A 26,070-nucleotide genomic window follows, 5' to 3' on the forward strand; every position below is an offset into this window, starting at 1 on the left:
CTGTCGAACGCTCGGGCCGCGATGTGAGCAAGAGCTCAGGCGGCGGGTCACCGCGCGCGCCGCGCTGCGCCGCCTAGGATCGTGCCCCGTCAGGGTGGGGAGCTCGACGGGGAGGCGCGGCGTTGCCGACGACGGGGACGACAGCGGGTACGACGGGTCCGGCGGCCGCGCCGGTCGAGGAGCGGGTGCGGGCGGCGTTCGCTGCCGGGGCCGTGATCGACCTGCGCGAAGGCCCGGACGAGGACGTCCGGGCCGGCGGCCGGTGGGGCGAGGAGCGGACCGTACCGGCCCGGCTGCTGCGGGAGTTGCTGCTGGGGGACGCCCCCGGGGCGCTGCGGCTGGCCGGGGCGCGGATCACCGGGGCGCTGGACCTCGGTGACGGCGCGGTCGCGCACGCGGTCACGTTCACCGGATGCCACTTCGAGGAGCCGGTGGTGCTGCGCGGGGCGTCGATGCGCTCCACCGGGCTGATCGGCTGCCTCGTCCCCGGGCTGGACGGCTGGCTGCTCAAGGTCGACGGCAACCTGTTCTTCGAGAACTCGGTGATCGACGGACGGCTCACCCTCACCCGCGCGCACGTCACCGGCGAACTCCGGCTCAGCGGCGCCCGGCTCACCGCCCGCGAGTTCCTGGACGGCGGACGGCCCGCCGAGGGCACGGACGTGTGGGCGCTGTGGGCCGGCGGCATGGTGCTGGACGGCGGCTTCTTCGCCCGGCACGGGTTCGTCGCACGCGGCGGACTGCGGCTGGTCGGCGCCCAGTTCAACGGCGGGCTGTTCATGGAACGGGCCGTGATCGACAACCCCGGGCGGGAGGCCTTCAGCGGCGACGACCTCAGCGCCACCACCATGGTCCTCGCCGACGGCTTCGTCGCCCGCGGCGCCGTCCGGCTGCCCGGGGCGAGCGTGCGCAGCCTGCTCTCCCTGGACCGCGCCGTACTCGACGGGGCGCTGCACGCCGGCCGGCTGCAGGCCGGCGACCTGCGGCTCACCGTCGCCGCCACCCCCACCGGGCCGGTCGACCTGGAGGAGGCGCAGGCCGCCGTGCTGCACGACAACGAACACAGCTGGCCCGCCGACACCCGGTTGGACGGCTTCACCTACACCTCCATCCACCGGCCGTCCGGCGAGAGCGACCCGGTCGGGCGGCGCCTCGCCTGGCTGGCCGCACTGCCCGGGTACGCGCCGCAGCCGTACGAGCAACTCGCCGCCTGGTACCGGAAGATCGGGCACGACGACGACGCGCGGCGGGTGCTGCTGGCCAAGCAGCGCAGGCGGCGGCGCACCCTCGGGCCGCTCGGGCGGGCGTGGGGGCGGCTGCTGGACACCACCGTCGGGTACGGCTACCGGCCGTGGCAGGCGGGGGTGTGGCTGCTGGTGCTCACCGCCGCCGGCACCGTGCTGTTCCGGCACGGGCACCCGACGCCGGTGCAGGCCGGGCAGGCGCCGTTCAGCTCCTTCGTGTACACGCTCGACCTGCTCGTGCCGATCGGCGGTTTCGGGCAGCGCACGGCCTGGTACTGGACCGACTACCACCAGTGGGTCGGCTACGCGCTGATCGCCACCGGCTGGGTGCTCACCACCGCCGTCCTGGCGGGCGTCAGCCGCTCGCTGAACCGCGCCTGACGGACGCTCGCGGCGCGGTGGGCGGCACGGGTTCAGTGTGCCGCCCGCCGCGCCGGAAGGGGGAGGGGTCAGGCGACGAGCTGCCTGTCCTCGGCGGGGGCCGGGGCGGTCGGGGCCTTCGGGGTGCGCAGGAAGCGCCAGCAGAGGGCGGCCGCGGCGAGCAGCAGGGCGGCGGCCAGCCAGGCGGCGACGTTCATGCCGTGGACGAAGGACGTCCGGGCGCCGTCCAGCAGCTGGTCGGCGACCGGGCCGGGCAGGGCGCCGGCGGCCTCGACCGCACCGCCCAGCGACTCCCGGGCCTGCTCGCCGGTCTCGGCCGGGGTGCCCGACGGGACGGTGAAGCCGCCCGCGTAGATGGCGGTCACCACCGAGCCGACCAGCGCGATGCCGAGCGCGGTGCCCAGCTCGTACGCGGTCTCCGAGACGGCCGAGGCCGCGCCCGCCTTGTCGGCCGGGGCGGAGCCCAGCACCAGGTCGGAGGCGAGCGTGTAGACCACGCCCTCGGCCGTGCCCACCACCAGGAAGGACGCGCCGAACAGCAGGTACGCGCTGTCCTGCCGGACCAGGCCGAGCAGGGCGATGCCGGCGCCCATCGCGAACAGGCCGCCGGCCAGCGCCGCCCGGTTGCCCGCGCGCCGCGCCAGCCGGGCGGTCAGCAGACCGCCGACCACCGCGCCGACGAAGGCCGGCATCTCGGCCAGGCCGGCGGTGAGCGGGGCGTAGCCGCGGACCAGCTGCAGGTACTGCGAGACGCAGAAGATCACGCCGGACAGGCCGATCAGCGCGGTCAGCGAGGCCACCACGGCCGCGGTGAAGCGCCGGTCGGTGAACAGCCGGACGTCCAGCAGCGGGGTCTCCAGCCGCAGCTGGCGGCGGACGAACCAGAGCAGCGCGCCCGCGCCGAGCAGCAGCACCAGCGGGGACGACCAGGAGGACAGGCCGTCGGCGGCCAGCTCCTTGATCGCGTACACCACGCCGATCACACCGGCCATCGAGAGGAACACGCTCAGCACGTCCCAGCGGCCCGGCCGCGGGTCGCGCGACTCCGGCAGCAGCCAGGCGCCGAACACCAGCAGCAGGGCCAGCACCGGCAGGTTCAGCAGGAAGACCGAGCCCCACCAGAAGTGCTCCAGCAGCACGCCGCCGACCAGCGGGCCGAGCGCCGCGCCGGCGGTCGCGCCGGCGCCCCAGATGCCGATCGCGGTGGCCCGCTCGCGGGCGTCCGGGAAGAGCGTGCGGATCAGGGAGAGGGTGGACGGCATGATCGTCGCGCCGGCCACGCCGAGCAGGGCGCGGGCCAGGATCAGCCAGCCCGGGCTCGGGGCGTACGCGGCGAGCAGCGAGGCCGCGCCGAACGCGGCCGAGCCGACCAGCAGCACCCGCTTGCGGCCGAGCCGGTCGCTGAGGGCGCCCATGGAGACCAGCAGGCCGGCCAGGACGAAGGAGTAGACGTCGCCGATCCACAGCAGCTGGGTACCGCTGGGGCGGAGGGTCTCGCTGATGGACGGGATGGCGAGGGACAGCACCGTGGCGTCGACCGCGACCAGGGTGACGGCGAGGACGAGGACGCCCAGGCCGGCCCAGCGGCGGTTGGTGACGGGCAGGTTGGTGCTCATGGTGTATCGGGTCTCCGTAGGCTGCCGCCGAGGAAGAGCTCGGCGAGCGAGAAGGCGCTGTCGCGCGGGGCGAGGCGTCCGTCCTGGACGGCCCAGCCGATGCCGGCCACGAGGTCGAAGAAGGCCTCGCTGAGCCAGCCGGCCGAGAGCTCCACCCGGAAGACGCCCTGCTGCTGGCCGCGCAGGAAGAGCGCGCGGACCCGGGCGTCCTGGAACTCCCAGAGATCGTTGATCTCCTGGTCGTCGTAGAGCTGGTTCTCGCCGGCGAGGAAGGCGCACAGTGCGGCGTCGGGCACGACCGCGTCCACCAGGCGGCGGAAGGCCTCCTGGGCGTCGCCCTCCTCGATCCGGGCGGTGTCCAGGGCGGCGGCGAAACGGCGCAGGCCGAGCGCGCCCACCTCGCGGATCAGCGCCTCGCGGCCCGGGAAGATCCGGTGCAGCGTGGCACGGCTGATGCCGGCCGCGCGGGCGATCTCGTCGAGGTGGGCGGTCGGGCGTCGCGAAAGCACGCCGACGGCGGCCTCCAGCACCGAGTCGCGGTCAGTAGCCATGAGACCAGTGTAGGGCAGATGAGACACCCATGTCTCATTTTATCGGCGCGAGTCTCAGGCGGCCGCCGTGCGGTGGTCGTACGGTGGTCGTGCAGGGTGCGGTCGAGGGCCTCGCCGAGCGGAGTGGCGCGGCCGCCGAGCTCGGCGGTGAAGCGGGAGCTGTCGACCACGAACGGCTCGGCGAACTCGTAGCGCATCTCCACCGGCTCGCGGACCGTTCGGTCGACCAGGCCGAGGGCGAACAGGGCGGCGGGCGGCGCTGCGCGGGGTGCCGGCCGGGGCGTACCCGAGGACGGCCGCTAGCGCGGGGGCCGTCGCGCGCCACGTCACCGGGGAACAGTTCCGCTGGGGCCTGGACCAGGTGATGGACGGGCTGGTCGCGGGCCGCTCGGTCGAGTAGCGCGCCGGCCGGGCGTGCGGGCCGGGGCGTGCGTGAAGGCCGGGCGCCGCGTCAGGCGGCCCCCGGCCAGGGGGTGGTGAGGGCGGGTCAGCTCTGGTTGTAGAAGCCGGAGTCGTCGAGCGGGCGGTCGATCACCATCACCTCGACGTCCGCCGGGGTGAGCAGGAACACCCGGCGGGCGATCCGCTCGATGTTGCCGCGGGTGCCGAAGATCAGGCCGGACGCGAAGTCGACCATACGCTTGGCCTCGGCCTCGTCCATCTCGGTGAGGTCCATGACCACCGGGGTCGCGGCGCGGATGTGCTCGCCCACGGTGCGGGCGGCCTCGAAGCCGGTCGGGCGCAGCGAGACGATCCGGGCGGGTGCGGGCTGGGCGCTCGGCAGAGTGTCCTCACCGTCCCACTGATCCTCGTACACGGCGGCCGGGTAGCTGCCGGAGGGCATCAGCCATCCGTTGTGGTGCTCGTCGCGCAGTGCTCCCATTGCCGCGGCCTCCCTGTCTCGTCCCGTACTGGTCCCCCGGGGCGACGGGTCGTTTTGACACGTCATCCACTTGTTGGAACTGTCCGAGTATCGCACTGATCATCGCTCTGGTGCCCGCTCGCGACCGCCGGACGGGTCGTGGCGTGCAGGAAATACCGGAAAGTCCGGACAAAAGCCTGTGACGCCGCTGGTCGCCCGACGGTTGCGCGCGTAGACCATATCGGTGGAGGTCAGACCGCAGTTGACTGTCTGTCAACGATCACGTAACGGGTTCACTCCCCGGTGGCGCCGTCGATCCGCTCGCGGAGCAGGTCGGCGTGTCCGTTGTGGCGCGCGTACTCCTCGATCATGTGCACCAGGATCCAGCGCAGCGAAACCTTCTCGCCGCGCCGCTCCCGCTTGCCCACGGTGTCCAGCGGCAGGCCGGCGGCGGCCGCGCGGGCCAGCTCGATCTGTTGCCGCCACACCGCGAAGTCGGCGGCCGGGTCGGCGGTGTCGACGTTGTTGAAGTCGCCGTCCTCGTCCTCGCGGGTCCAGTAGATGCCGTCCTCGCCGAGGTCCTGCCCGTCGAGGATCGCCAGGAACCAGAATTGCTCCACCTCCGCCATGTGCCGGACCAGGCCGAGCAGGGAGAGCGTGGACGGCGGGGTGGAGCGTTCGCGGAGCTGCTCGTCGGTCAGGCCCTCGCACTTGAGGGCGAGCGTCGCGCGGTGGTAGTCGAGCCACCCGGTCAGCATGGTGGTCTCGTCGGCGGACAGGGGAGGGTCTACGCGCTGCGTCGTCGTGGTCATGACGGCCAGTCTGGGGCAGGCGGCGGACGTCCTGCCAGTGGATTTGCCGGGAGCCCCTATCCTGTCCGGGCGCCGGCGGCGAGGGACCGGCCGGCGCCCGGACGGGGAACCGAGGGGGAGCTGTGCGAGGAGTGCTGACCGGGGCCAACCTGGTGGGACGTTTCCTGCTCGAACTGGCGGCGCTCGCCGCCCTCGCGGTCGGCGGGTACGCGGTGCCCGGGCCGACGGCGGTGCGGGTGCTCGTCGCGCTGGCGCTGCCGGTCGGCGCGGCGGTGCTGTGGGGGCGCTACGCGGCGCCCAGGCGGTCGGTGCCCGACGCGGTGGCCGCGTGGTACCTGACCCAGGCGGTGGTGTGGGGCGGCGCCGTCGCGGCGCTCGCCCTGAGCGGGCACGGCACCTGGGCGGTGGTGCTGGCGGTGCTGATGGCGGTCAACACGGTGGCGCTGCGGGCGCTCGGGGAGTGGAGTCCGTCGGTGCGGCGGTGAGCCGACGAAGCGGTCGGGGGTCAGGCCGTCGTCGACGCCGGTGCGGCCGGTGCGGTGGTGGTTGCCGCCGTGGCGGCGGTGCGGCTGCGGCGCCGGGCCCGCCAGAACGAGTAGCCGCTGAACAGGAACATCGCGACGATCACCGAGGACGAGATCAGGAACGCCGGCGAACCGGGGTGGCCCGCGCTCGCGCCCGCCACCACGTGCGCGGTCGTGGTCGGGATCACGCCGAGCGCGGTCGCGGCGACGTACGGCAGGAACCGCACGCCGGAGAACGCGCAGACGAAGTTGCCCGCCTGGAACGGCGCCCCCGGGAACAGCCGGATCAGCAGGACGCTGCGGAAACCCTGATCGGTGAGACCGCGGTCGATCGCGGTGAGCACCCGGCCGCGCAGGAACCGGCGCAGCGCGTCCCGGCCCAGCCCGCGCCCCAGCCAGAACGACACCGCAGCCGCCAGGACCGAGCCCGCCACCGCCAGCGGCACCCCCCACACCGCGCCGAACAGCAGGCCCGCCGCCGCGTTCAGCGCCGGGCGCGGCAGGAAGGCGACGGTGCCGAAACCGTACGCGGCCAGCGCGATCGGCATCCGCCACGGGCCGGTCGCGGCGGCCAGCACCTGCGCGGGATCCCAGAGCAGCAGGGAGGCCGCCGCCGCGGCGAGGACGACGAACAGCAGCGCGAGACGCAGCCAGGGGGAGCGGAGCACAGGCGTGAGCCTAACCCGGGCGGAAAGCCGACCGTCTTCCGGGGAAGGCGGTGGGACCGTACCGGCTGCTACGCGCGGAGCGACTTGAGGGTGGCGATGTCCCGGGCGTGCAGGGCGCCCTCGACCCGGTCGGGGTCGTGACGGCCGTCCGGGGTCTCGATGACGAGGGGCACACCGGCGGTGGCGGGGTGGGCGAGGAGCTCCCGGAACGCGGACCTGCCGATGTGGCCGGCGCCGATGTTCTCGTGGCGGTCCTTGCGGGCTCCGGCGACGTCCTTCGAGTCGTTGGCGTGGATCAGCCGCAGGCGTCCGGGCCCGACCGCGTCGGTCAGGGCGTCCAGCATCGCCGCGACACCGCCCGGCGCGGCGAGGTCGTGACCCGCGGCGAAGGCGTGGCAGGTGTCCAGGCAGACGCCGAGCAGGGGATGGTGGTCCAGCGCCTCGGCGTACGCCGCCAGGTCCTCCATCCGCGAGCAGAGCGAACTGCCCTGGCCCGCGGTCGGCTCCAGCAGCAGGCGCGGGGCGTCCGGGCCGAGCCCGTCCAGTTCGTCGAGCAGCGGCAGCACGCTCTCGCGGACCATCGCCAGCGCCTCGGCGCGGGTCCCGCACAGCGCGGAACCGGTGTGCACCACGGTGCCCTCGGCGCCGATCGCGTGGGAGCGGTGCAGGGAGTGCCGCAGCGACTCCGCGGACCGTTCGCGGGTCGCCGCCGAGTCCGAACCGAAGTTGATCAGGTACGGCGCGTGGACGAAGGAGCGGATGCCCTGCTCGGCGCACGCCGTGCGGAACGCCTCGTCCTGCGCGCGGTTGCCCGCCGGAGTCGCCCACCCGCGCGGATTGGCGACGAAGACCTGCACCGTCTCGGCGCCCACCCCGGCCGCGTACGGCAGGCCGGTGCCGGCCAGACCGCGTCCCGCCACGGGGACGTGGGCGCCGATCGGATTGCGCGGTTCAGGACTGTTCACGGCGGTGAGCATCGCACGGGGCGCGGCCGGCGGGGGAATCGGGTGGTCAGTGGGCGGCGAGGCGGTGGGTGGTCCAGGCGGTGTGGCGGGCGCGGAGGTCGGCGGTGGTCAGGTCGACCCGGCCGAGGTCGTGGTAGTTGGGGAGCCACGTCTCGACGGAGCGGTGGGAGTTCGCCAGGGCGAACAGGTCCCACAGGGCGAGGTCGGCGACGGTGGTGCCGGCCGCGCGCTGGTAGGCGGCGAGGAAGGAGTCGGCGACGTCCGGGCCGTGCAGGACGGCGAGGTCCAGGCGGCACCAGCCGACGTCGAAGCCGCGGGGGGCGCGGCAGGCGCCGGACCAGTCGACGACGCCGGTCAGCTCGGGGCCGGTCCACAGGACGTTGCCGGTCCAGAAGTCGAAGTGGGTCAGGACGGACGGCTGCGCGGCCAGCCGGTGCCGGCCGGCGGCGACCGGAGGGCCGGCCGGCCCGGCGTCCGGGGCGGGGTGCTGAGCGGTGCTCGGCGCCGCCATCGCGTCGCGCAGGGCCGGGAGGCGGGAGAGCGGGACGGCGTGGACCCGGGCGAGGGCGGCGCCGAGGAGGGCGGCGGCCGCGTGCGGGTCGCGCGGGGTGATGTCCGCGCGACCGCGCAGCCGGGAGATCAGTACGGCCGGGCTGCCCGTCCGGCTGCCGTCCGGGTCGGCGGCGACCAGGCGCGGCGCCCAGCCGTCCAGGCCGTCGAGCGCCCGCAGGACCAGGGCCTCCTGCACGGCCGCGGTGTCCCCGGCGGGGAAGCGGCGCAGCACCAGGTCGCCGGTGCCGGTGCGGATCAGGTGGGTCGAGGCGTGGGCGCCACCGGCGAGTCGGCGGACGGTCGAGGCTGAGCCGGGACGGCCGCCCACGGCTTCGGCGGCCCAGGCGAGCGCCGCATCGGACGGCGGGGAGACGATCACCCGAGCATGCTGCCCCGCGGGGCAGGCCGGTGGCGAGCGGGTTTCGGGGCGCGACGGGCGCGGGCCGGCAGCGGCCGGGAGCGGGCGCCTCCGGAGGCGGGGCGAGCCCGTGGCGGGGCGCGTTGCCGCTCGGCGGGTGGTGGGTGCATCGGCTTCCGGCCGGGGGCGGCGTGGCCCGGGAGGGCGGGGAAGCGGTGTCGTACGGGGCGGCGCCGCGGAGCACTGCGGTTCGCGGTGCGTTCTTCGGCCGGGGCCGGTGGACCGGTTCGACGGCGAAGGGGTGGACGTCGGTGGACGTCCACCCCTTCGGGGAGTGCGGGGCGTGGACCTCAGACGCGCTCGGGGACGTTCGCGGCGACCGGGCGCTCGCTGCGGCGGCGGCGCAGGGCGGTGGCGCTGGGCACCAGGGCCGCGGTGAGCACGGTGACCACGGCGAAGGAGACGGTGAGGGAGGTGGCCTGGGCGATGCCGCCGATGACGGCGGGGGCGACCAGGCCGGAGGTGTAGGTGATGGTGGCGACGCCGGCGATGGACTGGCTGGGGTTGCTGCCGGCCCGGCCGGCGGCGGCGAAGGCGAGCGGGACGACGACGGCGATGCCGATGCCGATCAGGGCGAAGCCGGGGATGGCGAGGTACGGGGTGTCGGCGAGGACGACGAGCAGGCCGCCGGTGGTCGCGACGGCGCCGCTGATGCGGACGGCGCGGACCGGGCCGAGGCGGCGGACCGCGGCGTCGCCGCAGAGCCGGGCGAGGGTCATGGTGGCGGCGAAGGCGGTGTAGCAGGCGGCGGCGGTGGAGGCGGAGGAGCCGGTGACGTCGCGCAGGTAGACGCCGGACCAGTCGGCCGAGGCGCCCTCGGCGAACACCGCGCAGAACCCGACCAGGCCGATCAGCAGCGCCTCCTTGGGCGGGAGGGCGAAGCGCGGCGGCGCCTCCTCCTCCGCCGCGGGGCGGACGTCGAGGACGCCGCGGCAGACGATCTGGGCGAGCACCGTGAGGACGGCGGCGGTGACGGCGAAGTGCACGCGCGCGTCGAGGTGCTGGTGCGCGGCGAGCACGCCGAAGGCGGAGGCGACCAGTCCGCCGAGGCTCCACATGCCGTGCAGGCCGGACATGATGGAGGTGCCGAGCCGCTCCTCGACCTCGACGCCCTGGGCGTTCATCGCCACGTCGGACATGCCGGCGGTGGCGCCGAAGAGGAAGAGGCCGAGGCAGAGCAGCGCCAGGTCGGGCGCGAGGCCGGGCAGCACGATGGCCAGGCACCAGAGGGTCAGCAGGCCCTGGAGCGCGGCCCGGGCGCCGAAGCGGTGGACGATCCGGCTGGCCAGCGGCATCGCGAGCGAGGCGCCGACGGCGGGGAAGACCAGGGCGAGGCCGAGCTGCCCGGGGCTGAGGTCGAGGTGGTCCTGGATCCACGGGATGCGGGTGGCGAACGTACCGGTCACCGCGCCGTGCACGGCGAAGACCAGCGCGACGCTCACCCGGGCGCGGCGTACGTCCTTCAATGCGTCACCCATGGCTGGGCTTCCCCCTACTGCGGTGCTTGTGGGTGGTCGTGATGCCGATAAACTATCAGGAAGGGATCCTGATAGAAACCTCTGGAAGGATGCAGGCTCATGACGACCGCGCGTACGGCCACGCCGAGCACCGCCCGCGCCATCAACGACCGGCTGGCTCTCGACCTCCTGCTGGAGCGGGGGCCGCTGACCGCGTCCGAGCTGCGCACCCTGACCGGGCTCTCCCGGCCCACCGTCGCCGACCTGTTGGAGCGGCTGCAGCGCGGCGGCCTGGTCGCCCCGGCCGGGGAGAGCGCGCAGCTGCGGCGCGGGCCGAACGCCCGGCTGTACGCGCTGGTCGCCGACCGGGCGCACCTGGCGGGCATCGACGTCCGCTCGACCGGCGTGTCGCTGGTGGTCGCCGACCTGGCCGGGCGCACCCTCGCCACGGCCGAACTGGCCGCGGAGGCCGACGACGCGGACCTGCCGGAGCGGGCGGTGAAGGCGCTGCTCGCCGCCGCGGAGGAGGCGGGCGCGCGCGAGCTGCACACCGTGGCGGTCGGCATCCCCGGGCTGGTCGACCCGGCGACCGGCGAGCTGAACAACTCCGGCAAGCTGCCGCGCTGGCACGCCGGGCTGCTGGAGGCGCTGCGCTCCCGGCCCGGCACCGACGTGATCCTGGAGAACGAGGTCAACCTGGCCGGGATCGCCGAGCACCGGATCGGCGCCGCCAGCGACCGCGACGACTTCGCGCTGCTCTGGCTCGGCCTCGGGGTCGGCGCGTCGGTGGTGCTGGGCGGCCGGCTGCGGCGCGGTGCGTCCGGCGGCGCCGGCGAGATCGGCTTCCTGCCGGTGCCGGGCGCGGTCGGGCTGCCGAGTGCGACGGGGTGCGAGGGCGGCTTCCACTCGCTGGTGAGCGGCGCGGCGATCTGCGCGCTCGGGCGGCGGCGGGGCCTGGCCGTGCCCGAGGGCGGGGTGCTGGCCGCGGCGGCGGCGCTGGTGGCGGCGGCGGTCGCGGGCGGGGCGGAGGAGTTCCTGGAGGAGCTGGCCGGGCGGATCGCGCTCGGCGTCTCGGCAGTCACCGTGGTGCTCGACCCGGGGTGCGTGGTGCTGGGCGGCGAGCTCGGCCGGGCCGGCGGGCCGGTGCTCGCCGCGCGGGTGGAGCGGCAGTTGGCGGCGCTCGGCCCGATCCGCACCGAGGTGCGGGCCGGCAGGGCGGGCGGCGGCGCGGTGCTCGCGGGGGCGGTGCTCACCGCCGGGGACGCGGTGCGGCGGGAGCTGTTCGGCGGCGCGGAGGCGTAGGCCCGGGTGCGGCGCTGGGGCCGACGGGGCGTCAGGGGCGGGTGTGTCGCCCGGTCGGGGCCCGGTAGGGCAGGATGGCGGCGAGCGGCGGGGACCCCGCCGCGCCCCCGACCCGCAGGAGCAGCGCGCCATGGCCAAGCCCGACCGGCCGGTCCACTCGTACCGCATCGGCGAGGCCGCCGCGATGCTCGGCGTCAGCGCCGACACGATGCGCCGCTGGGTGGACGCGGGCCGGCTGCCCGCGGAGCGCGACGAGCACGGCCACCGGATCATCGGCGGCGCCGAACTGGCGGCGTTCGCCCGTGAGTTGGCCAGGCCCGAGACCGCCGAGGCGGAGGGTCGCTCGTCGGCCCGCAACCGCTTCCCCGGGATCGTCACCAGCGTGGTGCTCGGCGACGTGGCCGCGCAGGTGGAGGTGCAGGCCGGGCCGTTCCGGGTGGTCTCGCTGATCAGCCGGGACTCGGCGGAGGAGCTGGGCCTGGTGCCGGGGGCGCCCGCGACCGCCGTGGTGAAGTCCACCAACGTGGTGATCGAGCGGCGCTGAGCGATGGAGAGAGGTCTGCTGCCCCCCATGTCCCGTACCGTCCTGGCGGTCGCCCACCGCGGCGACCCGTACCGGTACCGCGAGAACACCCTGCCCTCGATCGCCTCGGCCCTCGCGGCCGGCGCCGACCTGGTGGAGGTGGACGTCCGGCTCACCCGCGACCGCGTGCCGGTGCTGCTGCACGACCCGACGCTGGAGCGGCTGTGGGACGACCCGCGCCCGCTGGCCGGGATCACCGCCGAGCAGCTGGCCGACCTCGGCAGCCCCGGCCTGCGGGTGCCGACCCTGGCGGAGGCGCTGGAGACCGCCGCGGCGAGCGGCGGCCGGCTCCTGCTCGACCTGGACGACGCGGGCCCGGTCGCCGCCGCCTGGCGGACCGTCACCGAGCTCGGCGCCGAGGACCGGGTCGGCTTCTGCGGCCCCGTCGCCGCGATGCTGGCCGTCCGGGAGCTCGCCCCGCACGCCGAGCTGTCACTGACCTGGAAGCAGCCCCGACTGCCCGGCCGGACCCTGCTGGACGAGCTGCGCCCGCACTACCTCAACCCGCCGTTCGCGATGGCCGAGCCGCGCCTGGTGGACGCCGCGCACGACGCGGGTCTGCGGGTCTCCGCCTGGACCGTCGACCTGCGGCGGACCATGAACCGCCTGCTGGCCGCCGGCGTCGACTCGCTGACCAGCAACCGCGTCGCGCTGCTGCGCTCGACCATCGACCGGCGGGCGGCCGTGCGGTGAGCGCGGTGCTCGGCCGACGGGCGCTCGGACGGGCGCTGCTGGCCCGTCAGCACCTGATCGAGCGGGTCGACCTGCCGGTCGGCGCGGTGCTGGAGCACCTGGTGGGCCTGCAGGCGCAGGCCGCGCCGGAGCCGCCGTACCTGGGGCTGCTGGCCCGGATCGACGGCTTCCGGCCGGAGCGGCTGAGCGGGTCGATCGAGCGGCGGGAGGCCGTCCGGGTCGCCCTGCAGCGCGGCACCATCCACCTGGTCACGGCCGAGGACTGCCTGGAGCTGCGCCCCCTGGTGCAGCCGGTGCTCGACCGGGCCGTGCGCGGCAACTGGGGCAGGCAGTTGCCCGGGATCGACTACCCGGCGCTGGCGGCGTCCGCCCGCAAGCTGGTGGAGGCCGAGCCGCTGACCTTCCAGCGGCTCGGCGAGCTGCTGGCCGAGGAGTTCACCGGCCTGCCGGCGGCCGCGCTGGCGCAGGCCGCGCGGTCCGAGCTGACGCTGGTCCAGGTGCCGCCGCGAGGGGTCTGGGGCAGGAGCGGCCCGGCCGCCCACACCACGGCCGAGCTCTGGCTCGGGCGGACGGCGCCCGCGCGGGAGCCGTCGCTGGAGCGGATGGTGCTGCGCTACCTGGCCGCGTTCGGCCCGGCGAGCGCCGCGGACGTGCAGAAGTGGTGCGGCCTGACCGGCCTGGCCGCGGTGCTCGCGCGGCTGGCGCCCGACCTCGTGCGGTTCGAGGACGAGGCGGGCCGCACGCTGTACGACCTGCCGGACGCGCCGCGCCCGTCGGCGGACCTGGCGGTGCCGGTCCGGCTGGTCGCGCCGTTCGACAACCTGATCCTCTCGCACGCCGACCGGACCCGGGTGCTGCCGGAGGAGTACCGGCCGCTGGTGATGACGCAGAACGGGCTGGTCGCCGGCACGGTCCTGGTCGACGGACTGGTCGCCGGGCAGTGGTGGCTGGACCAGGACCGGGTGCGGGTGCGGCCGTTCGCGCCCTGGGGGAGCGCGGTCGACCGGCAGGTGGCGGCGGAGGGCCGGCGGGTGCTGGAGTTCGCCGGGCGCGAGGGCCCGGTGGAGGTGCAGGCGGGCTGACGGCCCGCCGGCGGGCACGCCCGGAACGGGGCGATTCGGGGCATTCGATCTCTTGTGTGCTGATATGTCTTCATGAGAGACCGGTTGCCGCCCCCCGTACGCCTGGCCGCGGCCTGGTCCGCGGCGGTGATCCTCTTCATCGCCGTCGCCGCCTTCGTCGTCTACGCCTTCGTCGCGCTGCGGGCCGCCACCATCCCGGTGATCATCTCGCTGCTGGCCACCTCGCTGCTCCACCCCGTGATGCCCTGGCTGGTGGAGCACCGCGTCCGCCGGGGCCTCGCCGCCGGGCTGACCTGCGCGGTGCTGGTGCTGGCGGTCAGCGGGGTGCTCGCCCTGCTGGTCAACTCCCTGGTGCACAGCGCCCCCGAGATCGCCTCCGCGCTCACCGAGGCGGGCAACCGGATCGCCGAGTGGCTCGGCCCGGTCGGCGACCGCATCCAGCAGGGCATCCAGCAGAGCGCCGGCAACGGCAGCACCATGGTCACCCAGCTCGCCAACGGCGTGATCTCCGGGCTCGGCTTCGTCACCCAGCTGGCCACCGGCGGGGTGCTGGCCCTGGCCCTGGTCTTCTTCTTCCTGCGCGACGGCCACCGCAGCGGCGACCTGGTCCGCGACGTCCTGCCGCCCGCCCAGGCCGAGACGGTGGTCGCCTGCGGCCGGCAGGCGTTCAACGCGATGGCCGGGTTCATGCGCGGCACCACGCTGATCGCCGCGATCGACGCCTTCTTCATCACCGTCGGCCTGGTGGTCCTCGGCGTCCCCGGCGCGCCCGGCCTCGGCGCGCTGGTCTTCCTCGGCGCCTACATCCCGTTCATCGGCGCCTTCCTGTCCGGCACCGTCGCGGTGCTGGTCGCGCTCGCCGACGGCGGGCTCGGCACCGCGCTCTGGGCGCTCGGCGTGGTACTGGCCGTGCAGGCCGTCGAGGGCAACGTGCTGCAACCGGTCATCCAGAGCCGCACCGTCGAACTGCACCCCGCCACCATCATGATCGCCGTGGTGGCGGGGGCGGGCGTCGCCGGGATCATCGGGGCGCTGCTCGCCGTCCCGGTCTGCGCCGCCGGGATGGGCATCGTCTCGGTGCTGCGCGGCCGCACGGGGGAGATCGGGCGGCGCGGCCGGCGCGGCGACGGGGGGACCGGGACCGCTCAGGCGGGCCCGGTCACGCCGTGAGCGGCCCGGTCACGCCGGGGGGAGCGACCGGTCACGCCGTGAGGGCCTGCTCGCGCCAGTACTCGAACTGCTGCAGCGGCTCGCCGTCCAGCGCCCACGGCCAGGGCGCCACCGTCGCGCCCAGCACCTCGAACACCGTCGCCGCCTCGCGCAGCCGGCCCGCCTGCACCAGCGCGTACGCCAGCAGGTTGAGGTCGGCCGGAGCGCCGGCGTGGCTCAGCGCGCCCGGCAGCGTCCAGGTGAGCGCGCGCTCCAGCGCGGCCTCCGCGTCCGGCCGGGTCCAGCGGCGGCGGGCGCCCAGCGCGGTCACCCCGCCGGCCGCCAGGGTGGCCCGGTAGCGCTCCAGCAGCAGGGCCAGCTCCAGGCCGGCCACCGCGGAGTTCGCCGGGGCCGCGGCCCGGACCGCGTCCACGAAGTCCAGTGCCTGCGCGTGCGAACCGCACTCCGCCGGCGACAGGTAGCCCAGCATCTCCAGGTGTGCGGCGCGGTTCCACGGATCGCGCGAGCCGATCTCCCGGCACACCGGGTAGACCTCCTCCGACGGGCGGCTCAGCAGGCGCAGTGCGCCCAGCCGGGCGATCCACGGCGTCGGGTCGGCCGGGACCAGGTCGGCCGCGCGGTGGCAGCGCTCCAACAGCCCCCGCGGGTCCTCCACCGCACCGTCCCGCCGGGCCTGGGCCAGCTCGGCCCAGACCTGGAAGACCAACGGATCGGCGTCCCTCGGCCGCTGACGACGCCACACCTGCGCCAGACCCGGCGACGCCGCCTCCGCCAGCACCGCCAGGCGGTGGGTGCGCAGGTCCCAGTCGGTGCCGGTGTCCCGCAGCAACTGCTCCACCAGACCCGCCGACAGGTCGAGCTGCCCCTGCACCTGGGGGGCCGTCAGGTGCTTGCGGACCCGCCCGAGCTCGGCGTCGTCCAGCTCGGGCGCCAGGCGCGGGGCGGAGGTGCGGCGTCGTCCAAAGATCGGCATGCCGAGGAAGCCTAGGCGCATCCGCCGGGCCCGCGACAGGGGAGACCGCGGAACGTTACCGACCTAATGCCTGCGGCCGTCAGGATCCGGGGGGTGCGTCAGGACCCGGGGCCGGTCGGCCGGGGGTCGTCCGCCAGCAGGCCGAACACCAGGTCGTCGGTCCACTCGCCCTTGAACCAGGTGTGCGAGCGCCGCAGGCCCTCGCGCCGGAAGCCGACCCGCTCCAGCAGCCGGGCCGAGGACGCGTTGCGCGCGTCGCACTCGGCCGACACCTTGTGCAGGCCGCCCGCGAAGAGCGCGTCCACCAGCGCCCGGACCGCCTCGCTCGCGTAGCCCTGCCCCTGCCGGTCGGCGGCCAGGGTGAAGCCCACCTCCGCCTGCCGCAGGTTCTCGTGCAGGCCCACCCCGAGGTCGCCGATCAGCCGGCCCTCGGCGCGCAGTTCGATCGCGTACTGGAACCAGCCCGGCCGTCGCGGGTCGCCGGCGGCGTACGAGGCGACCTGCGCCGCGGCGGCCTCCGCGGAGAGCGGCGACTCCCAGCCCTGGTAGCGGGCCACCTGCGGGTCGGAGCGGTACGCGGCCAGCGCCGGCGCGTCCTCGGGGCGGAAGCGGCGCAGCCGCAGACGGGGCGTGTCGATCACCGCAGGAGCATGGCACGCCCGGCAGGGGTTGCCAATTCAGTTGCCGGCGGCGGATCGTGGTCGATAGCAATGTCACATGTTGCACGGAGCGAAGATCGGGCTGCGGGCCCGCCACGAGGACGACATCCCCGTCCTGCTGGACGAACTGCACGGTGACGTGGTCACCCGGACCCGGGGCGACGACCGCCCGTGGCGGCCGGTGGCGCCGGGCGCCACCGCCGGCAACCCCTTCCGGGTCGACGACCTGCCCGAGGACGTGGTCTGCTTCTCGGCGGTCGACCTCGCCGGCGGCGAACTCCTCGGCGAGGCCGTGCTGTGGGGCATCGACCCGCACAAGCGCTCCGCGCACCTCGGCCTCGCACTGCGCCCCGCGCACCGCGGCAAGGGGCTGGGCGCCGACGTCGTCCGGGTGCTCTGCGACTACGGCTTCGCCGTGCGCGGCCTCAACCGGCTCCAGGTCGAGACGCTCGCCGACAACACCCCGATGATCAAGGCCGCGGAGCGGGCCGGCTTCACCGTCGAGGGCACCCTGCGCAGCTCGACCTGGGTGTACGGAGGGTTCGCCGACGAAACGATCCTCGGCCTCCTCGCGGCGGAGTGGACGCGCTGACCCTTGCTACCGGACGGTATCGTCGGCACCGGGCGGGCCGGCAGGCGGCGCGCCCGGTGAGGGGCACGGGAGAGAGCGCATGGAGTTTCGGACGGACATCCTCGGCGAACCCTACGAGGCCGTGGAACTGCCGCTGAGCCCCGACGAGGAGGGCGCCGTCTCCGCCACCCTCGTCCGGCGCCTCGTCCCCGGCTCGGACAAGGCCGTGCTCTACGTGCACGGCTACGTCGACTACTTCTTCCAGACCCACCTCGCCGACCACTTCACCGCCGCCGGCTACTCCTTCTACGCGCTCGACCTGCGCAAGTACGGCCGCTCGCTGCGCCCCCACCACTCGCCGAACTTCATCCGCGACCTCGCCGCCTACGACGAGGAGCTCGACGAGGCCGCCCGCGTCATCCGCGAACTCGACGGCCACCGCACCCTGGTGGTCAACGGCCACTCCACCGGCGGCCTGGTCACCGCCCTGTGGGCGAACCGGCGCGCCGGGCGGGGCATCGTCGACGGGCTGTTCCTCAACAGCCCGTTCCTGTCGATGCCCGCCGCCCCGGCCGTCCGCACCCTCGGCGCCCCCGCGGTCGAGGCGATCGGCCGGCTCTCCGCCACCCGCAAGCTGCCCACCACGCTCAACCCGCACTACGTGCACAGCCTGCACCGCGAGCACCGCGGCGCGTGGGAGTTCGACCTCACCCTCAAGCCCGCCGAGGGCTTCCCGCTGTACGCCGGCTGGCTCGCCGCCATCCAGCGCGGCCACCGCCAGGTCCGGCGCGGCCTCGCCGTCGACTGCCCGATCCTGCTGATGGCCTCCACCGCCTCCATCGCCACCACCAAGTGGCACCCCACGCTGCACACCGCCGACGCTGTGCTGCGCGCCGACGACATCGCCGCGCTCGGCCCCCGCCTCGGCCGGCACGTCACCGTCGTCCGGATCGAGGGCGGCGTGCACGACCTGGTGCTCAGCGGCGAGCAGGCCCGCGACCAGGTCTTCGCCGAGCTCGACCGCTGGCTCGGCGCGTACGTGCCGGGTGCGGTGTGAGCGACGGGAGCGGTGCGGGCGACGGGAGCGGTGCGGGCGAGCCGCTGCCGGTGCAGCGGGCCGTCGCGCTCGGCACGGCGAAGCTGATGCCCGATCTGGACCGGGACGGCGGCTGGCTGCTCACCCTCGACGGCACGCCGCAGTCGTACGTCGACCTGGCGGACCCGACCCACCTCGAGTTCGAGTACGTCCAGCGGATCGCACACCTGGTGGACACCGGGTTCCCGGCGGGCGAGGCCGTCGACGCGCTGCACCTCGGCGGCGGGGCGCTCACCCTGCCCCGCTACCTGGCCGCCACCCGGCCCGGCTCGCGGCAGCGGGTCGCCGAGATCGACGGGCCGCTGATGGACCTGGTCGGCGAGGTGCTGCCCTGGCCGGACGGCATCGCGGTGCAGGTCGGGGACGCGCGCGAAGCACTGGCGCAGGCAGGGGAGGCGACGTACGACCTGGTGGTCGCCGACGTGTTCCGCGGCTCCCGTACCCCCGGGCACCTGACCAGCGTCGAGTTCCTGCGGCACGCGGCCGCCGCGCTGCGCCCCGGCGGGCGGTACGCCGCCAACCTCGCCGACGGCCCGCCGCTCGCCTTCGCCAAGGCGCAGGCCGCCACCGTCCGGGAAGTGTTCGAGTACAGCTGCCTGGTCGCCGAACCCGGCGTGCTGCGCGGCCGGCGCTACGGCAACGTCATGCTGCTCGGCTCCGACCGGCCGCTGCCCGAGGCCGAGTTGGCGCGCAAGGTCGCGGGCGACCCGTTCCCCGCGCGGATGGTCGGCGACGAGGAACTGGCCCGCTTCGTCCGCGGGGCCCGGCCGGTCACCGACGCCGAGGCCCAGGACTCCCCGCCACCGCCCGCCGGGGCGTTCAGCGTCGGCTGAAAACCCGTTGGCCCCGGGTCGGGGAGCCGGTGAGAATCGGGCTCCGACGAGGAGAGGGGCGGACGCTTGGCGGTGTTCGGGTGCGGGGAGTGCGGTGCCCGGTTGACGGCCGCGGTGTCGGAGGTGGCCCTGCCGGCGCACGCCGCCCTCCGCGGCGGACACGACCTGCTGCCACCGCTGCTGGAACCCGGCAGCTACGCCGTCGACCCCCGGCCGTACGGCCCGCCGTGGCAGCAGTGGGAGGACCTCGGAGCGGAACGGGCCGCGGAGCGCGGGCTGTTCGCGCCGCTGTGGGGAATCTCCGACGGCCCGACCGGGACGGTCGTCCTCGCGCCCGGCGACGTCGGCGGGGTGGTGCTCGTCCCGCAGTGGTGCGGCGAGGGCTGCCTGGGCGTCGGCGGGGCGGACCGGCCGAATCTGGCCTGCGCGGAGTGCGGCCTGCCGGTGGGCAGCCGGATCGACGACTGCGGGCAGTGGCAGGCTGTCCGGCTGGACCCTCGCGCGGTGCGCCGACTGCCCGGAGCGCCGTCGGAACCCGCACCCGCCGGGTGGGAGGAGATCACCGGGGAGGACCGGGCGCTGCCGCCGGTGGAGCCGCGCGGCTGGTGGAGCGACCGGTGGCAGGCCGCGACGGGGGCCGCGCTGGCCCACGTGGCCGCGGCCTCGGGCGGGCGGCCGGTGGCCGTCGTGGACCCGCAGGCCGCGCCGTACCTGGAACGGGCGCTCGCCGCGCTGCTGCCGGGCGGGGAGCCGGAGCGACGGCTGGCACTGGCCGGGCCCGGGCTCGGCGTACCCGACGCGGAGCTGCTGCTGGTGCCACTCCATCCGCAGAGCGGCGAGGTGTGGGCGCCGCCCGGAGGCGGCGGTGAGGCGGTCCTGGTCCCGCTCGCGGCCGAGGTGTGGGCGTGGCTGGTGTCCCCCGGCGAGCGGAGTCGACTGCCGGTGGTCGGTGGACTGCCGGAGGGAGTCGAGCGGGACGATCCGCTGCCGCTCCGGCCGGTGTGGGTGTTCGAGCCGTCGAGGCAGGTCTTCCGGGAGGTCCTGGCGTGGATGCCCGCAGTCCGGGAACCCTGGCTGCGGGCGGTCTTCGACCGGGCGTGGCGGAGCCCGTGGATGGCCTGACGGCGGTGTGCTGACGCGTCGGGGCCCTGTGCCGACCCGTCAGAGGGTGTGGCGGACCCAGACGTTCGGCTCCACGTAGACGGCGCTGTCGGCGGCGAGGTCGCAGTGGACCGGGGCGAGGGCGGTCGGGACGGTCACCGGGCCGTCGGTGTCGAAGGGCAGGCCGGTCCACTCGCGCCACTCGGCGAGCGAACCGGAGATGGTCATCGACGCCGGGGCGACCTTCTCCACGGTCGCACCCGCGCGGACGTGCACCCGCAGCCACGGGTCGTGCGGCAGCCCGTCCTGCTCGCGCACCCGGAACGCGTACTCCGACATCGGGGACTGCGGCTCCAGGTGCTTGGCGCTCGGGCGGACCGGGGCGACCACCGCCGGGAACCCGTGGCGGCGCGCGTTGTCCCGCATCGCGCCGAGCAGGACGCCGGACAGGCCGCGGCCCTGGAGGTCCGGGCGGACCGCGATCTCCAGCGCCGTCACCAGGTCCGGACGGTCGCCGCGGGCGTGGTCGGCGAACGCCCAGAGCAGCACCATGTCCCAGCCCCGGTCGGGGAGGCCGGCGGCGCGCTTCGGGTTCGCCTGGTGGAACGGGACGCTCAGGCCGCGCCCGACCAGTTCGCCGTCCGCGTCCGTCGCCACCAGCACGAACTCGGGGAACAGCTCCGGGACCCGGCCCAGATGGGCGCCCGCGACCGGGTCATGCAGCATGAACGGCTGCCAGCTGTCCGGCATCTGCCACAGGGCCGGGGTGAGGTGCGGACGGTCGGCGAGCGTGGTGACGGTGAGCGCGTTCATGAGCAGCACCCTAGGCGGGCCGCCGGAGGGTGGGCATCCGGTTTGTTCGCGTGGTGTGCGTCACTCCGTGGCCGTTCGGTCACCCCACGGTCACAGTGGGGTTGTAATGTGACATTGCATTCGCCGGAAGGTCCGGAAATGCGAAGCCCAGGGGAGGACTTTTCCCATGTCTCGCAAGCTCGTGCTCGCGGCCGGTGCCGCCGGCCTCGCGCTGATCGCCGTCGCGCCCGCCACCGCGTCCGCCCAGACCACCGCCACCACCACGGTGTGCGGCGCGTCCGGGCTGCAGGCCGGCCTCAACACCCGCGTCTGCGCCGACATCACCGGCGACCAGGTCGAGGTGTACGGCCGCGTCTCGCTCGCCGGCCCGCCCAGCCCCGGCAGCCCGTCGCCGTTCGGGCAGGAGCTGTTCACCACGCTGACCAGTGAGGCGCCCGCGGGGACGCTGAGCCGGTCGGTGATCTTCAACTCCTCGATCGTCGAGGTGCGGGGGATCTCCGGGACGGTCGCGTGCGGCTCGACCGTGAAGGCCGGCTTCGCCGTGGCGAGCTACCCGTGGTCGCCGCGACCGGTCAGCCTGGAGACCACCGTCACCTGCTGACACCCGCATCCGCCGACCCGGCTCGCCCACCCCTCCGGAGGGCGAGCCGGGCTCCGGCGGTTGCCGTGCGTGCGCCTCCGGCGGGGGGAGACCCGCGAGAACGGAGCCGCCTTCGGCGGGGAGAACGTGCTCTCGGCGGGGAGCTCGCCTTCGGCGGGGAAGGCCCGTGCGAGAGCGGATCCGCCTCCGGCGGGGAGCTCGCCTTCGGCGTGGAGGCGCCTCCGGCGGGGGCCGCCTCGGGCGGGGGAACGTGCTCTCGGCGGCGAGCTCACTTTCGGTGGGGAAGGCCCGTGCGAGAGCGGATCCGCCTCCGGCGGGGAGCTCGCCTTTGGCGTGGAGGCGCCTCCGGCGGGGGCCGCCTTCGGCGGGAGGCCTGGGCGAGAGCGGATCCGCCTCCGCGGGGGAGGGCGTGCTGTCGGCGGGGAGTTCGTCTTCGGCCGGGGGTGGGTCAGGTTGTGGGGGGTGGGGCGGTGGTGGCGCGGATGACGAGTTCGGGGTCGAAGAGGAGTTCGCCGAGGGGGACGTCGCGGGCGGTGACGAGGGCGAGGACGGAGCGGCCGACTTCGAGGGCGAGGCGGTCGGCGGGCTGGCGGACGGTGGTGAGGGGCGGGTCGGTGAACTCGGTGATGGTGGTGCCGTCGTAGCCGATGACGGAGACGTCGTCCGGGACGGTGCGGCCGTGGCGGCGGATGCCGCGGATCGCGCCGAGGGCCATGAGGTCGCTGGCGGCGACGATCGCGGTGGCGCCGAGCCCGAGCAGGGTGGCGGCGGCGGCCTGGCCGCCTTCGACGGTGTAGGACTGGCGGATCACCCGGCGTTCGGCGTCCTCGATGCCGCGTCGGCGCATCGCGGTGAGGAAGCCCTCGACGCGCCGGTCGGCGGGGTGGTTGCCGGCCGGTCCGGAGGCCATGCCGATGGTGCGGTGGCCGAGCCGGTGGAGGTGGTCGACGGCGAGTTCGGCGGCGAGCCGGTCGTCGGTGGAGTAGACGGGTACCGGGTGGCCGTCCGCGAACGGGCCGTTGACGCCGATATACGGGATGCGGCGGTCGCGCAGCATGCCGTAGGTGGAGGTGTCGGCTCCGACGAGGGTGTTGCTGGCGGAGAGGAAGACGACGGCGGCGACGCCGCGGTCGACCAGTTCGGCGATGAACTCGCGTTCCTGGACGCCGCCGGGGAATGCCGGGCAGAGCACCGTCTTGAGGCCGTGCGGGGCGAGCGCGGACTCGATGCGTTCGGCGACGTCGGCGAAGAACGGGTTGGAGACGTGCTCGGTGACCACGGCGATCAGCTGGCCGGGCCGGGGGCGTTCGTAGCCGAGCTCGGCCATCGCCTCCTCGACGGCGTCGCGGGTCTTCTTGGCGACGCCCTGCCGCCGGTTGATCACCCGGCTGACGGTCGCCTCGCTGACTCCGGCGCGTGCGGCGACCTCGGTGATCCCGACCTTCATGCGACCCCTTCCACGGCGGCGGTGACCTGCATCATACGGCTGCCGGGCGGCGCCGTGACGGACTCGGGGAGGCTGATTGCACGGCATGGGTGAAAGTTTTCAGTCCAGCACTCGCTGAATCTGAGAAATATTCCACCGATCCATTGCAGGCCCCCGAGCGCCGCTGTTAGCGTCCCTCGCGGTCCACCCACCGTCACCCTCACGTCCGGGAGAACCCATGAGGCGCGCCCACCTGCCGCTGCTCACCGCGATCGCCCTGCTCGTCCCGCTCGCGCCGTACACCGCCGCCACCGCCGCGCACGCCGCGCCGGCGAAGGGGATGGTGCCTCTGGCCGTCACCAATCCCGGGTTCGAGAAGGGCACCAAGGGCTGGACCTTCAGCGCCGGCACCGGTGTCGGCACCAACCATCCGCACGGCGGCGCCCGGCAGGCGTACCTGGACGGGGGTGCGGGGAAGCGGGTCAGTCAGACCGTCACGGCGGCCGCCTCCGGGCGCTTCGACATCTCCGCGTGGATCGCCACCGGTGGCCCGAACGGTCGGTTCACAGTGAAGGTGAACGGTGTCGGGGCGGGCTCGGTGGTGCTGCCGGCGCGCACCGCGTACGCCCGCTACACGGTGAGCCGGGTCGTGGTGGAGCGCGGCGACCTGCTGGAGATCGCGTTCGAGTCCGGTGACGCCTGGGTCAACGCGGACGACGTGATGGTCTCCCCGGCGGCTCCGGCCGACCCGGTCGCGACCTCCTCCGACCCGAAGGTCGTCGAGATGTTCGACTGGGCGAAGCGCAAGGCCAACTCCTGGGTGCAGCTGCCCGGCACCGTCGGCGCGATCAACGTGGACGAGAACCGCACGAGCGGCAGCGGCACCGGCGCGTACGGCCCGTCGTACTGGGCGGGCTACGCCAACCGCAGCGGCTACTACTCGCGCGACATGACGCACCAGCTGGTCGGCGCCCAGGTGCTGGGCCTGAACGCGGAGAACCGCGCCATGCTGCGCTCCTTCGCCGCTTCGGCCACGGAGGCGCACAAGTACTACCCGGTGTGGGCGCTGAACTTCGACACCACCACCTACCTGGCGATCGACTACCAGAACTCGGGCAGCTTCGTCCGGGAGGTGCCGGCCACCTTCGAGCTGGTGGAGAAGGCCAACCAGGCGTACCGGTGGAGCGGCGACCGCGCGTACGTGGAGGATCCGGCGCTCTGGGACTTCTACCGGCACGCCACAAGTGAGTTCATCGACCTGCACAACGGCGCCAAGGACAACGGCCCGGGCGTCGCGGTCGCGGAGGGCACCGGCGGCGGGATCTTCCAGGGCACCGCCAGCTACGACGAGCAGGGCGGCGAGAGCCTGGCGGAGGCGGGCGACGGCATCGCCTCGCAGTACCAGGCGCTGCTGGCGGTCGCCTCGCTGGCGCGCGGCCGTGGCGACACCGCGGTCGCCGAGGCGTACGACGCCCGGGCGGCCGCGTTGAAGGCGTACTTCAACGACGACTGGAGCGGATCCGGCTCGGGTGCGGAGATGGTGCGCGGCTACTCCACCGACGGCCGGGTGTTCACCGGCTGGGGCAAGGAGAACAGCTGGTTCATGCCGATGAAGCAGATCATCGAGCCGGGGCCGCGCAACGACGCCTACCTCGACTACATCGACCAGCAGGCGCAGGGTCCGGCCCGCCCGCGGAACATCGAGGCGTACACCTACCTGCCCGACACCTTCTTCGCCAACGGCCGGCCCGACACCGCGTGGAAGTGGATGGGCTACGTCTACGACCAGCGCGACACCCAGCACATCAACGCCGCGCAGGGCCCCAACGGCGACTACCCGGAGGTGTCGTTCACCCTGGTCGGCCAGACCGTGGCCGGGCTGCTGGGCCTGACCCCCGACGCCCCGAACCGGTCGCTGACCACCATCTCCCGGCTGCCTTCCGGCATGGACTGGCTGCAGGTGGCCGACATCCCGGTCGGCGGGGACACCGTCACGCTGCGCCAGGACGGCGCGACCGGCACCACCCTCACCAACAACTCGGCGACCGGGACGTACACCTGGGAGGCCCGCTTCCCCGGCGCGCACGCCACCGTCACGGTGAACGGCGTGCCGCAGACCGCCCTCGCCGGCAGCGACCACGGGGTGGCGTACAGCTCCGCCACCGTCACCGTCGCCCCGGGCGCCACGGTCACGGTGACCGCCGGCTGATCCCACTCGTCTGACGCGACGTCAACCCCCGCCCACCGGACATCCTTTCGGAGGGCGGGGGTTCTTTCCTGTCGGGAAAGTCCGTGCTACTTTCCTGAGAGGAAAGTCGCATCCGACGCCGTGGAAGGCGGGCAGCCGTATGAAACCCGACGAGGCTCGAGCCGCGCTCGACGACCTGCAGTACCGGCACCGGCAGACCCGAGCCGCCTCCGCGCGGTACGGGTTCTCCGGGGCGAACGTGCTGGTCGCGGCGGTGGCCCTGTTCATCTCCTTCGCCTCCTTCGACCTGCCCAACCCGTGGGGCGGCGCGGTGCTGTTCCCCGCGGTGGGCCTGTTGGCCGTGCAGCTGACGGTCTGTCTGCGCCGGGCCCCGGTGCGCCTGCCGCTCGGCGGGCGGCAGGCGGTGCTGGCCGCCGCGGCGGGCGTCGCCCTGGTGGCGGTCTTCCGGCTGCTGGCGGGGGCGGCGGGCGCGGCCGGGGTGCCGGCGCCGCACGCGGTGGCGGCGGCCGCGGTCTGCCTGGCCGGTCTGGTGGCGGCCGGCCGGGTGCGGGCCGCGGCGACGGTGCCGGGCCGGGCGCCCGCGGAGCCGGATCCGGGCACCGATGGACAGTGACTTCGACGAGTTCCTGCACGTCCCGGCGCGGCTGGCGATCGTCGCCCTGCTCGCGCCGGCCGGCTGGGCCGAGTTCGGGTTCGTCCGGGACGCGGTCGCCACCAGCGACTCGGCCCTGTCCAAGCAGCTCTCCGCGCTGGCCGGCGAAGGCTACGTGGAGATCCGCAAGCAGAACGCGCCGGGCGCCCGCCGGACCCAGGTCCGGCTCACCCCGCAGGGCCGGGAGGCGTTCCGGCGCCACGCCGCGGTCCTGGAGCGGATCGCCGCCGCCGCGAGGGCGGGGAGCGCGTGATGG

27 protein-coding genes are annotated in these 26,070 nt (G+C 75.0%); 15 read left to right on the forward strand and 12 right to left on the reverse strand.

Features of this window, described 5'->3' with window-relative positions:
- Positions 1 to 122 precede the first annotated feature (122 nt).
- Positions 123 to 1,625 (forward strand): oxidoreductase, encoded by a 1,503-nt coding sequence (locus ABEB06_RS34220; RefSeq protein ID WP_345700807.1) that lies wholly within the window; start codon positions 123 to 125, stop codon positions 1,623 to 1,625.
- 68 nt (positions 1,626 to 1,693) lie between these two features.
- Here the strand turns inward: ABEB06_RS34220 and ABEB06_RS34225 are convergent, their stop codons facing one another.
- The 4 genes from ABEB06_RS34225 to ABEB06_RS34240 form a co-directional block, all read right to left on the reverse strand.
- Positions 1,694 to 3,241, reverse strand: coding sequence for an MFS transporter (locus tag ABEB06_RS34225; protein WP_345700808.1), 1,548 nt, complete (start codon positions 3,239 to 3,241; stop codon positions 1,694 to 1,696).
- The gene (locus ABEB06_RS34230; protein WP_345700809.1) at positions 3,238 to 3,792 is read right to left on the reverse strand and encodes a TetR/AcrR family transcriptional regulator; all 555 of its coding nucleotides are present in this window, start codon (positions 3,790 to 3,792) and stop codon (positions 3,238 to 3,240) included. The genes ABEB06_RS34225 and ABEB06_RS34230 overlap by 4 nt, the downstream gene beginning before the upstream one ends.
- 487 nt (positions 3,793 to 4,279) lie before the next feature.
- The gene (locus tag ABEB06_RS34235) at positions 4,280 to 4,675 is read right to left on the reverse strand and encodes a cell division protein SepF (protein ID WP_345700810.1); all 396 of its coding nucleotides are present in this window, start codon (positions 4,673 to 4,675) and stop codon (positions 4,280 to 4,282) included.
- Between the two features lie 272 nt (positions 4,676 to 4,947).
- Positions 4,948 to 5,466 (reverse strand): DinB family protein, encoded by a 519-nt coding sequence (locus ABEB06_RS34240; RefSeq protein ID WP_345700811.1) that lies wholly within the window; start codon positions 5,464 to 5,466, stop codon positions 4,948 to 4,950.
- A 122-nt stretch (positions 5,467 to 5,588) separates the two neighbouring features.
- Here ABEB06_RS34240 and ABEB06_RS34245 point away from each other — a divergent pair, with 122 nt between their 5' ends.
- Positions 5,589 to 5,951 (forward strand): YrdB family protein, encoded by a 363-nt coding sequence (locus ABEB06_RS34245; protein ID WP_345700812.1) that lies wholly within the window; start codon positions 5,589 to 5,591, stop codon positions 5,949 to 5,951.
- A 20-nt stretch (positions 5,952 to 5,971) separates the two neighbouring features.
- Here ABEB06_RS34245 and ABEB06_RS34250 read toward each other — a convergent pair whose 3' ends face one another.
- The 4 genes from ABEB06_RS34250 to ABEB06_RS34265 form a co-directional block, all read right to left on the reverse strand.
- The gene (locus ABEB06_RS34250; protein WP_345700813.1) at positions 5,972 to 6,658 is read right to left on the reverse strand and encodes a TVP38/TMEM64 family protein; all 687 of its coding nucleotides are present in this window, start codon (positions 6,656 to 6,658) and stop codon (positions 5,972 to 5,974) included.
- A gap of 68 nt (positions 6,659 to 6,726) precedes the next feature.
- On the reverse strand, positions 6,727 to 7,635 hold the full coding sequence (locus ABEB06_RS34255; RefSeq protein ID WP_345700814.1) for a deoxyribonuclease IV: 909 nt from the start codon (positions 7,633 to 7,635) through the stop codon (positions 6,727 to 6,729).
- A gap of 34 nt (positions 7,636 to 7,669) precedes the next feature.
- Positions 7,670 to 8,554 (reverse strand): phosphotransferase family protein, encoded by an 885-nt coding sequence (locus ABEB06_RS34260; protein WP_345700815.1) that lies wholly within the window; start codon positions 8,552 to 8,554, stop codon positions 7,670 to 7,672.
- Between the two features lie 329 nt (positions 8,555 to 8,883).
- Positions 8,884 to 10,071, reverse strand: a complete 1,188-nt coding sequence (locus ABEB06_RS34265; RefSeq protein WP_345700816.1) for an MFS transporter — start codon at positions 10,069 to 10,071, stop codon at positions 8,884 to 8,886.
- 99 nt (positions 10,072 to 10,170) lie between these two features.
- Here ABEB06_RS34265 and ABEB06_RS34270 point away from each other — a divergent pair, with 99 nt between their 5' ends.
- The 5 genes from ABEB06_RS34270 to ABEB06_RS34290 all read left to right on the forward strand — a co-directional run bounded on the left by ABEB06_RS34270 (position 10,171) and on the right by ABEB06_RS34290 (position 14,880).
- Positions 10,171 to 11,352 carry an ROK family transcriptional regulator gene (locus ABEB06_RS34270; RefSeq protein ID WP_345700817.1) on the forward strand — a complete coding sequence of 394 codons (1,182 nt, stop codon included), beginning with the start codon at positions 10,171 to 10,173 and terminating at the stop codon, positions 11,350 to 11,352.
- A gap of 130 nt (positions 11,353 to 11,482) precedes the next feature.
- Positions 11,483 to 11,896, forward strand: coding sequence for a TOBE domain-containing protein (locus ABEB06_RS34275; RefSeq protein WP_345700818.1), 414 nt, complete (start codon positions 11,483 to 11,485; stop codon positions 11,894 to 11,896).
- 27 nt (positions 11,897 to 11,923) lie between these two features.
- Positions 11,924 to 12,628, forward strand: a complete 705-nt coding sequence (locus ABEB06_RS34280; protein WP_345700819.1) for a glycerophosphodiester phosphodiesterase — start codon at positions 11,924 to 11,926, stop codon at positions 12,626 to 12,628.
- The gene (locus ABEB06_RS34285; RefSeq protein WP_345700820.1) at positions 12,625 to 13,710 is read left to right on the forward strand and encodes a winged helix DNA-binding domain-containing protein; all 1,086 of its coding nucleotides are present in this window, start codon (positions 12,625 to 12,627) and stop codon (positions 13,708 to 13,710) included. Before ABEB06_RS34280 ends, ABEB06_RS34285 begins: the two co-directional genes overlap by 4 nt.
- Positions 13,711 to 13,782: 72 nt before the next feature.
- Positions 13,783 to 14,880, forward strand: coding sequence for an AI-2E family transporter (locus tag ABEB06_RS34290; protein WP_345700821.1), 1,098 nt, complete (start codon positions 13,783 to 13,785; stop codon positions 14,878 to 14,880).
- Between the two features lie 31 nt (positions 14,881 to 14,911).
- Here ABEB06_RS34290 and ABEB06_RS34295 read toward each other — a convergent pair whose 3' ends face one another.
- On the reverse strand, positions 14,912 to 15,853 hold the full coding sequence (locus ABEB06_RS34295; protein ID WP_345700822.1) for a hypothetical protein: 942 nt from the start codon (positions 15,851 to 15,853) through the stop codon (positions 14,912 to 14,914).
- A gap of 98 nt (positions 15,854 to 15,951) precedes the next feature.
- A complete protein-coding gene (locus ABEB06_RS34300; protein ID WP_345700823.1) occupies positions 15,952 to 16,494 on the reverse strand; it encodes a GNAT family N-acetyltransferase in 543 nt (180 codons plus the stop codon).
- Positions 16,495 to 16,570: 76 nt separating this feature from the next.
- On the opposite strand from ABEB06_RS34300, the gene ABEB06_RS34305 reads away from it, so the two are divergent.
- From ABEB06_RS34305 to ABEB06_RS34320, 4 genes are all read left to right on the forward strand, one after another.
- On the forward strand, positions 16,571 to 17,104 hold the full coding sequence (locus tag ABEB06_RS34305; RefSeq protein ID WP_345700824.1) for a GNAT family N-acetyltransferase: 534 nt from the start codon (positions 16,571 to 16,573) through the stop codon (positions 17,102 to 17,104).
- A 79-nt stretch (positions 17,105 to 17,183) separates the two neighbouring features.
- Positions 17,184 to 18,140 (forward strand): alpha/beta hydrolase, encoded by a 957-nt coding sequence (locus ABEB06_RS34310; protein WP_345700825.1) that lies wholly within the window; start codon positions 17,184 to 17,186, stop codon positions 18,138 to 18,140.
- Positions 18,141 to 18,226: 86 nt separating this feature from the next.
- Positions 18,227 to 19,012: a spermidine synthase gene (locus tag ABEB06_RS34315; protein WP_345702082.1), complete on the forward strand. Its 786-nt coding sequence runs from the start codon at positions 18,227 to 18,229 to the stop codon at positions 19,010 to 19,012.
- 72 nt (positions 19,013 to 19,084) lie between these two features.
- Positions 19,085 to 20,134: a hypothetical protein gene (locus ABEB06_RS34320; RefSeq protein ID WP_345702083.1), complete on the forward strand. Its 1,050-nt coding sequence runs from the start codon at positions 19,085 to 19,087 to the stop codon at positions 20,132 to 20,134.
- A 39-nt stretch (positions 20,135 to 20,173) separates the two neighbouring features.
- Here ABEB06_RS34320 and ABEB06_RS34325 read toward each other — a convergent pair whose 3' ends face one another.
- Positions 20,174 to 20,926 carry an N-acetyltransferase gene (locus ABEB06_RS34325; protein ID WP_345700826.1) on the reverse strand — a complete coding sequence of 251 codons (753 nt, stop codon included), beginning with the start codon at positions 20,924 to 20,926 and terminating at the stop codon, positions 20,174 to 20,176.
- 166 nt (positions 20,927 to 21,092) lie between these two features.
- On the opposite strand from ABEB06_RS34325, the gene ABEB06_RS34330 reads away from it, so the two are divergent.
- Positions 21,093 to 21,527, forward strand: a complete 435-nt coding sequence (locus tag ABEB06_RS34330) for a hypothetical protein (RefSeq protein WP_345700827.1) — start codon at positions 21,093 to 21,095, stop codon at positions 21,525 to 21,527.
- Positions 21,528 to 21,975: 448 nt separating this feature from the next.
- Here ABEB06_RS34330 and ABEB06_RS34335 read toward each other — a convergent pair whose 3' ends face one another.
- Positions 21,976 to 22,974, reverse strand: a complete 999-nt coding sequence (locus tag ABEB06_RS34335) for a LacI family DNA-binding transcriptional regulator (RefSeq protein ID WP_345700828.1) — start codon at positions 22,972 to 22,974, stop codon at positions 21,976 to 21,978.
- Between the two features lie 217 nt (positions 22,975 to 23,191).
- On the opposite strand from ABEB06_RS34335, the gene ABEB06_RS34340 reads away from it, so the two are divergent.
- The 3 genes from ABEB06_RS34340 (at position 23,192) to ABEB06_RS34350 (ending at position 26,067) form a co-directional block, all read left to right on the forward strand.
- Entirely contained in the window at positions 23,192 to 25,162 is a 1,971-nt protein-coding gene (locus ABEB06_RS34340) for a carbohydrate-binding protein (RefSeq protein WP_345700829.1), read from the forward strand.
- A 139-nt stretch (positions 25,163 to 25,301) separates the two neighbouring features.
- Complete coding sequence (locus tag ABEB06_RS34345; RefSeq protein ID WP_345700830.1) at positions 25,302 to 25,775, forward strand: hypothetical protein; 474 nt, start codon at positions 25,302 to 25,304, stop codon at positions 25,773 to 25,775.
- Positions 25,765 to 26,067 carry a transcriptional regulator gene (locus tag ABEB06_RS34350; RefSeq protein ID WP_345700831.1) on the forward strand — a complete coding sequence of 101 codons (303 nt, stop codon included), beginning with the start codon at positions 25,765 to 25,767 and terminating at the stop codon, positions 26,065 to 26,067. The genes ABEB06_RS34345 and ABEB06_RS34350 overlap by 11 nt, the downstream gene beginning before the upstream one ends.
- Positions 26,068 to 26,070: the final 3 nt, after the last annotated feature.

This window comes from Kitasatospora terrestris, from assembly GCF_039542905.1.
Lineage (GTDB): Bacteria > Actinomycetota > Actinomycetes > Streptomycetales > Streptomycetaceae > Kitasatospora > Kitasatospora terrestris.

Coding starts and splice junctions, on each gene's coding strand:
- ABEB06_RS34315 (WP_345702082.1), top strand. CDS start 18,227: ATGCCCGATCTGGACCGGGACGGCGGCTGGCTGCTCACCCTCGACGGC.
- ABEB06_RS34345 (WP_345700830.1), top strand. CDS start 25,302: ATGAAACCCGACGAGGCTCGAGCCGCGCTCGACGACCTGCAGTACCGG.
- ABEB06_RS34350 (WP_345700831.1), top strand. CDS start 25,765: ATGGACAGTGACTTCGACGAGTTCCTGCACGTCCCGGCGCGGCTGGCG.
- ABEB06_RS34240 (WP_345700811.1), bottom strand. CDS start 5,466: ATGACCACGACGACGCAGCGCGTAGACCCTCCCCTGTCCGCCGACGAG.
- ABEB06_RS34305 (WP_345700824.1), top strand. CDS start 16,571: ATGTTGCACGGAGCGAAGATCGGGCTGCGGGCCCGCCACGAGGACGAC.
- ABEB06_RS34340 (WP_345700829.1), top strand. CDS start 23,192: ATGAGGCGCGCCCACCTGCCGCTGCTCACCGCGATCGCCCTGCTCGTC.
- ABEB06_RS34225 (WP_345700808.1), bottom strand. CDS start 3,241: ATGAGCACCAACCTGCCCGTCACCAACCGCCGCTGGGCCGGCCTGGGC.
- ABEB06_RS34310 (WP_345700825.1), top strand. CDS start 17,184: ATGGAGTTTCGGACGGACATCCTCGGCGAACCCTACGAGGCCGTGGAA.
- ABEB06_RS34335 (WP_345700828.1), bottom strand. CDS start 22,974: ATGAAGGTCGGGATCACCGAGGTCGCCGCACGCGCCGGAGTCAGCGAG.
- ABEB06_RS34295 (WP_345700822.1), bottom strand. CDS start 15,853: ATGCCGATCTTTGGACGACGCCGCACCTCCGCCCCGCGCCTGGCGCCC.
- ABEB06_RS34275 (WP_345700818.1), top strand. CDS start 11,483: ATGGCCAAGCCCGACCGGCCGGTCCACTCGTACCGCATCGGCGAGGCC.
- ABEB06_RS34230 (WP_345700809.1), bottom strand. CDS start 3,792: ATGGCTACTGACCGCGACTCGGTGCTGGAGGCCGCCGTCGGCGTGCTT.
- ABEB06_RS34235 (WP_345700810.1), bottom strand. CDS start 4,675: ATGGGAGCACTGCGCGACGAGCACCACAACGGATGGCTGATGCCCTCC.
- ABEB06_RS34325 (WP_345700826.1), bottom strand. CDS start 20,926: ATGAACGCGCTCACCGTCACCACGCTCGCCGACCGTCCGCACCTCACC.
- ABEB06_RS34265 (WP_345700816.1), bottom strand. CDS start 10,071: ATGGGTGACGCATTGAAGGACGTACGCCGCGCCCGGGTGAGCGTCGCG.
- ABEB06_RS34290 (WP_345700821.1), top strand. CDS start 13,783: ATGAGAGACCGGTTGCCGCCCCCCGTACGCCTGGCCGCGGCCTGGTCC.
- ABEB06_RS34330 (WP_345700827.1), top strand. CDS start 21,093: ATGTCTCGCAAGCTCGTGCTCGCGGCCGGTGCCGCCGGCCTCGCGCTG.
- ABEB06_RS34270 (WP_345700817.1), top strand. CDS start 10,171: ATGACGACCGCGCGTACGGCCACGCCGAGCACCGCCCGCGCCATCAAC.
- ABEB06_RS34280 (WP_345700819.1), top strand. CDS start 11,924: ATGTCCCGTACCGTCCTGGCGGTCGCCCACCGCGGCGACCCGTACCGG.
- ABEB06_RS34255 (WP_345700814.1), bottom strand. CDS start 7,635: ATGCTCACCGCCGTGAACAGTCCTGAACCGCGCAATCCGATCGGCGCC.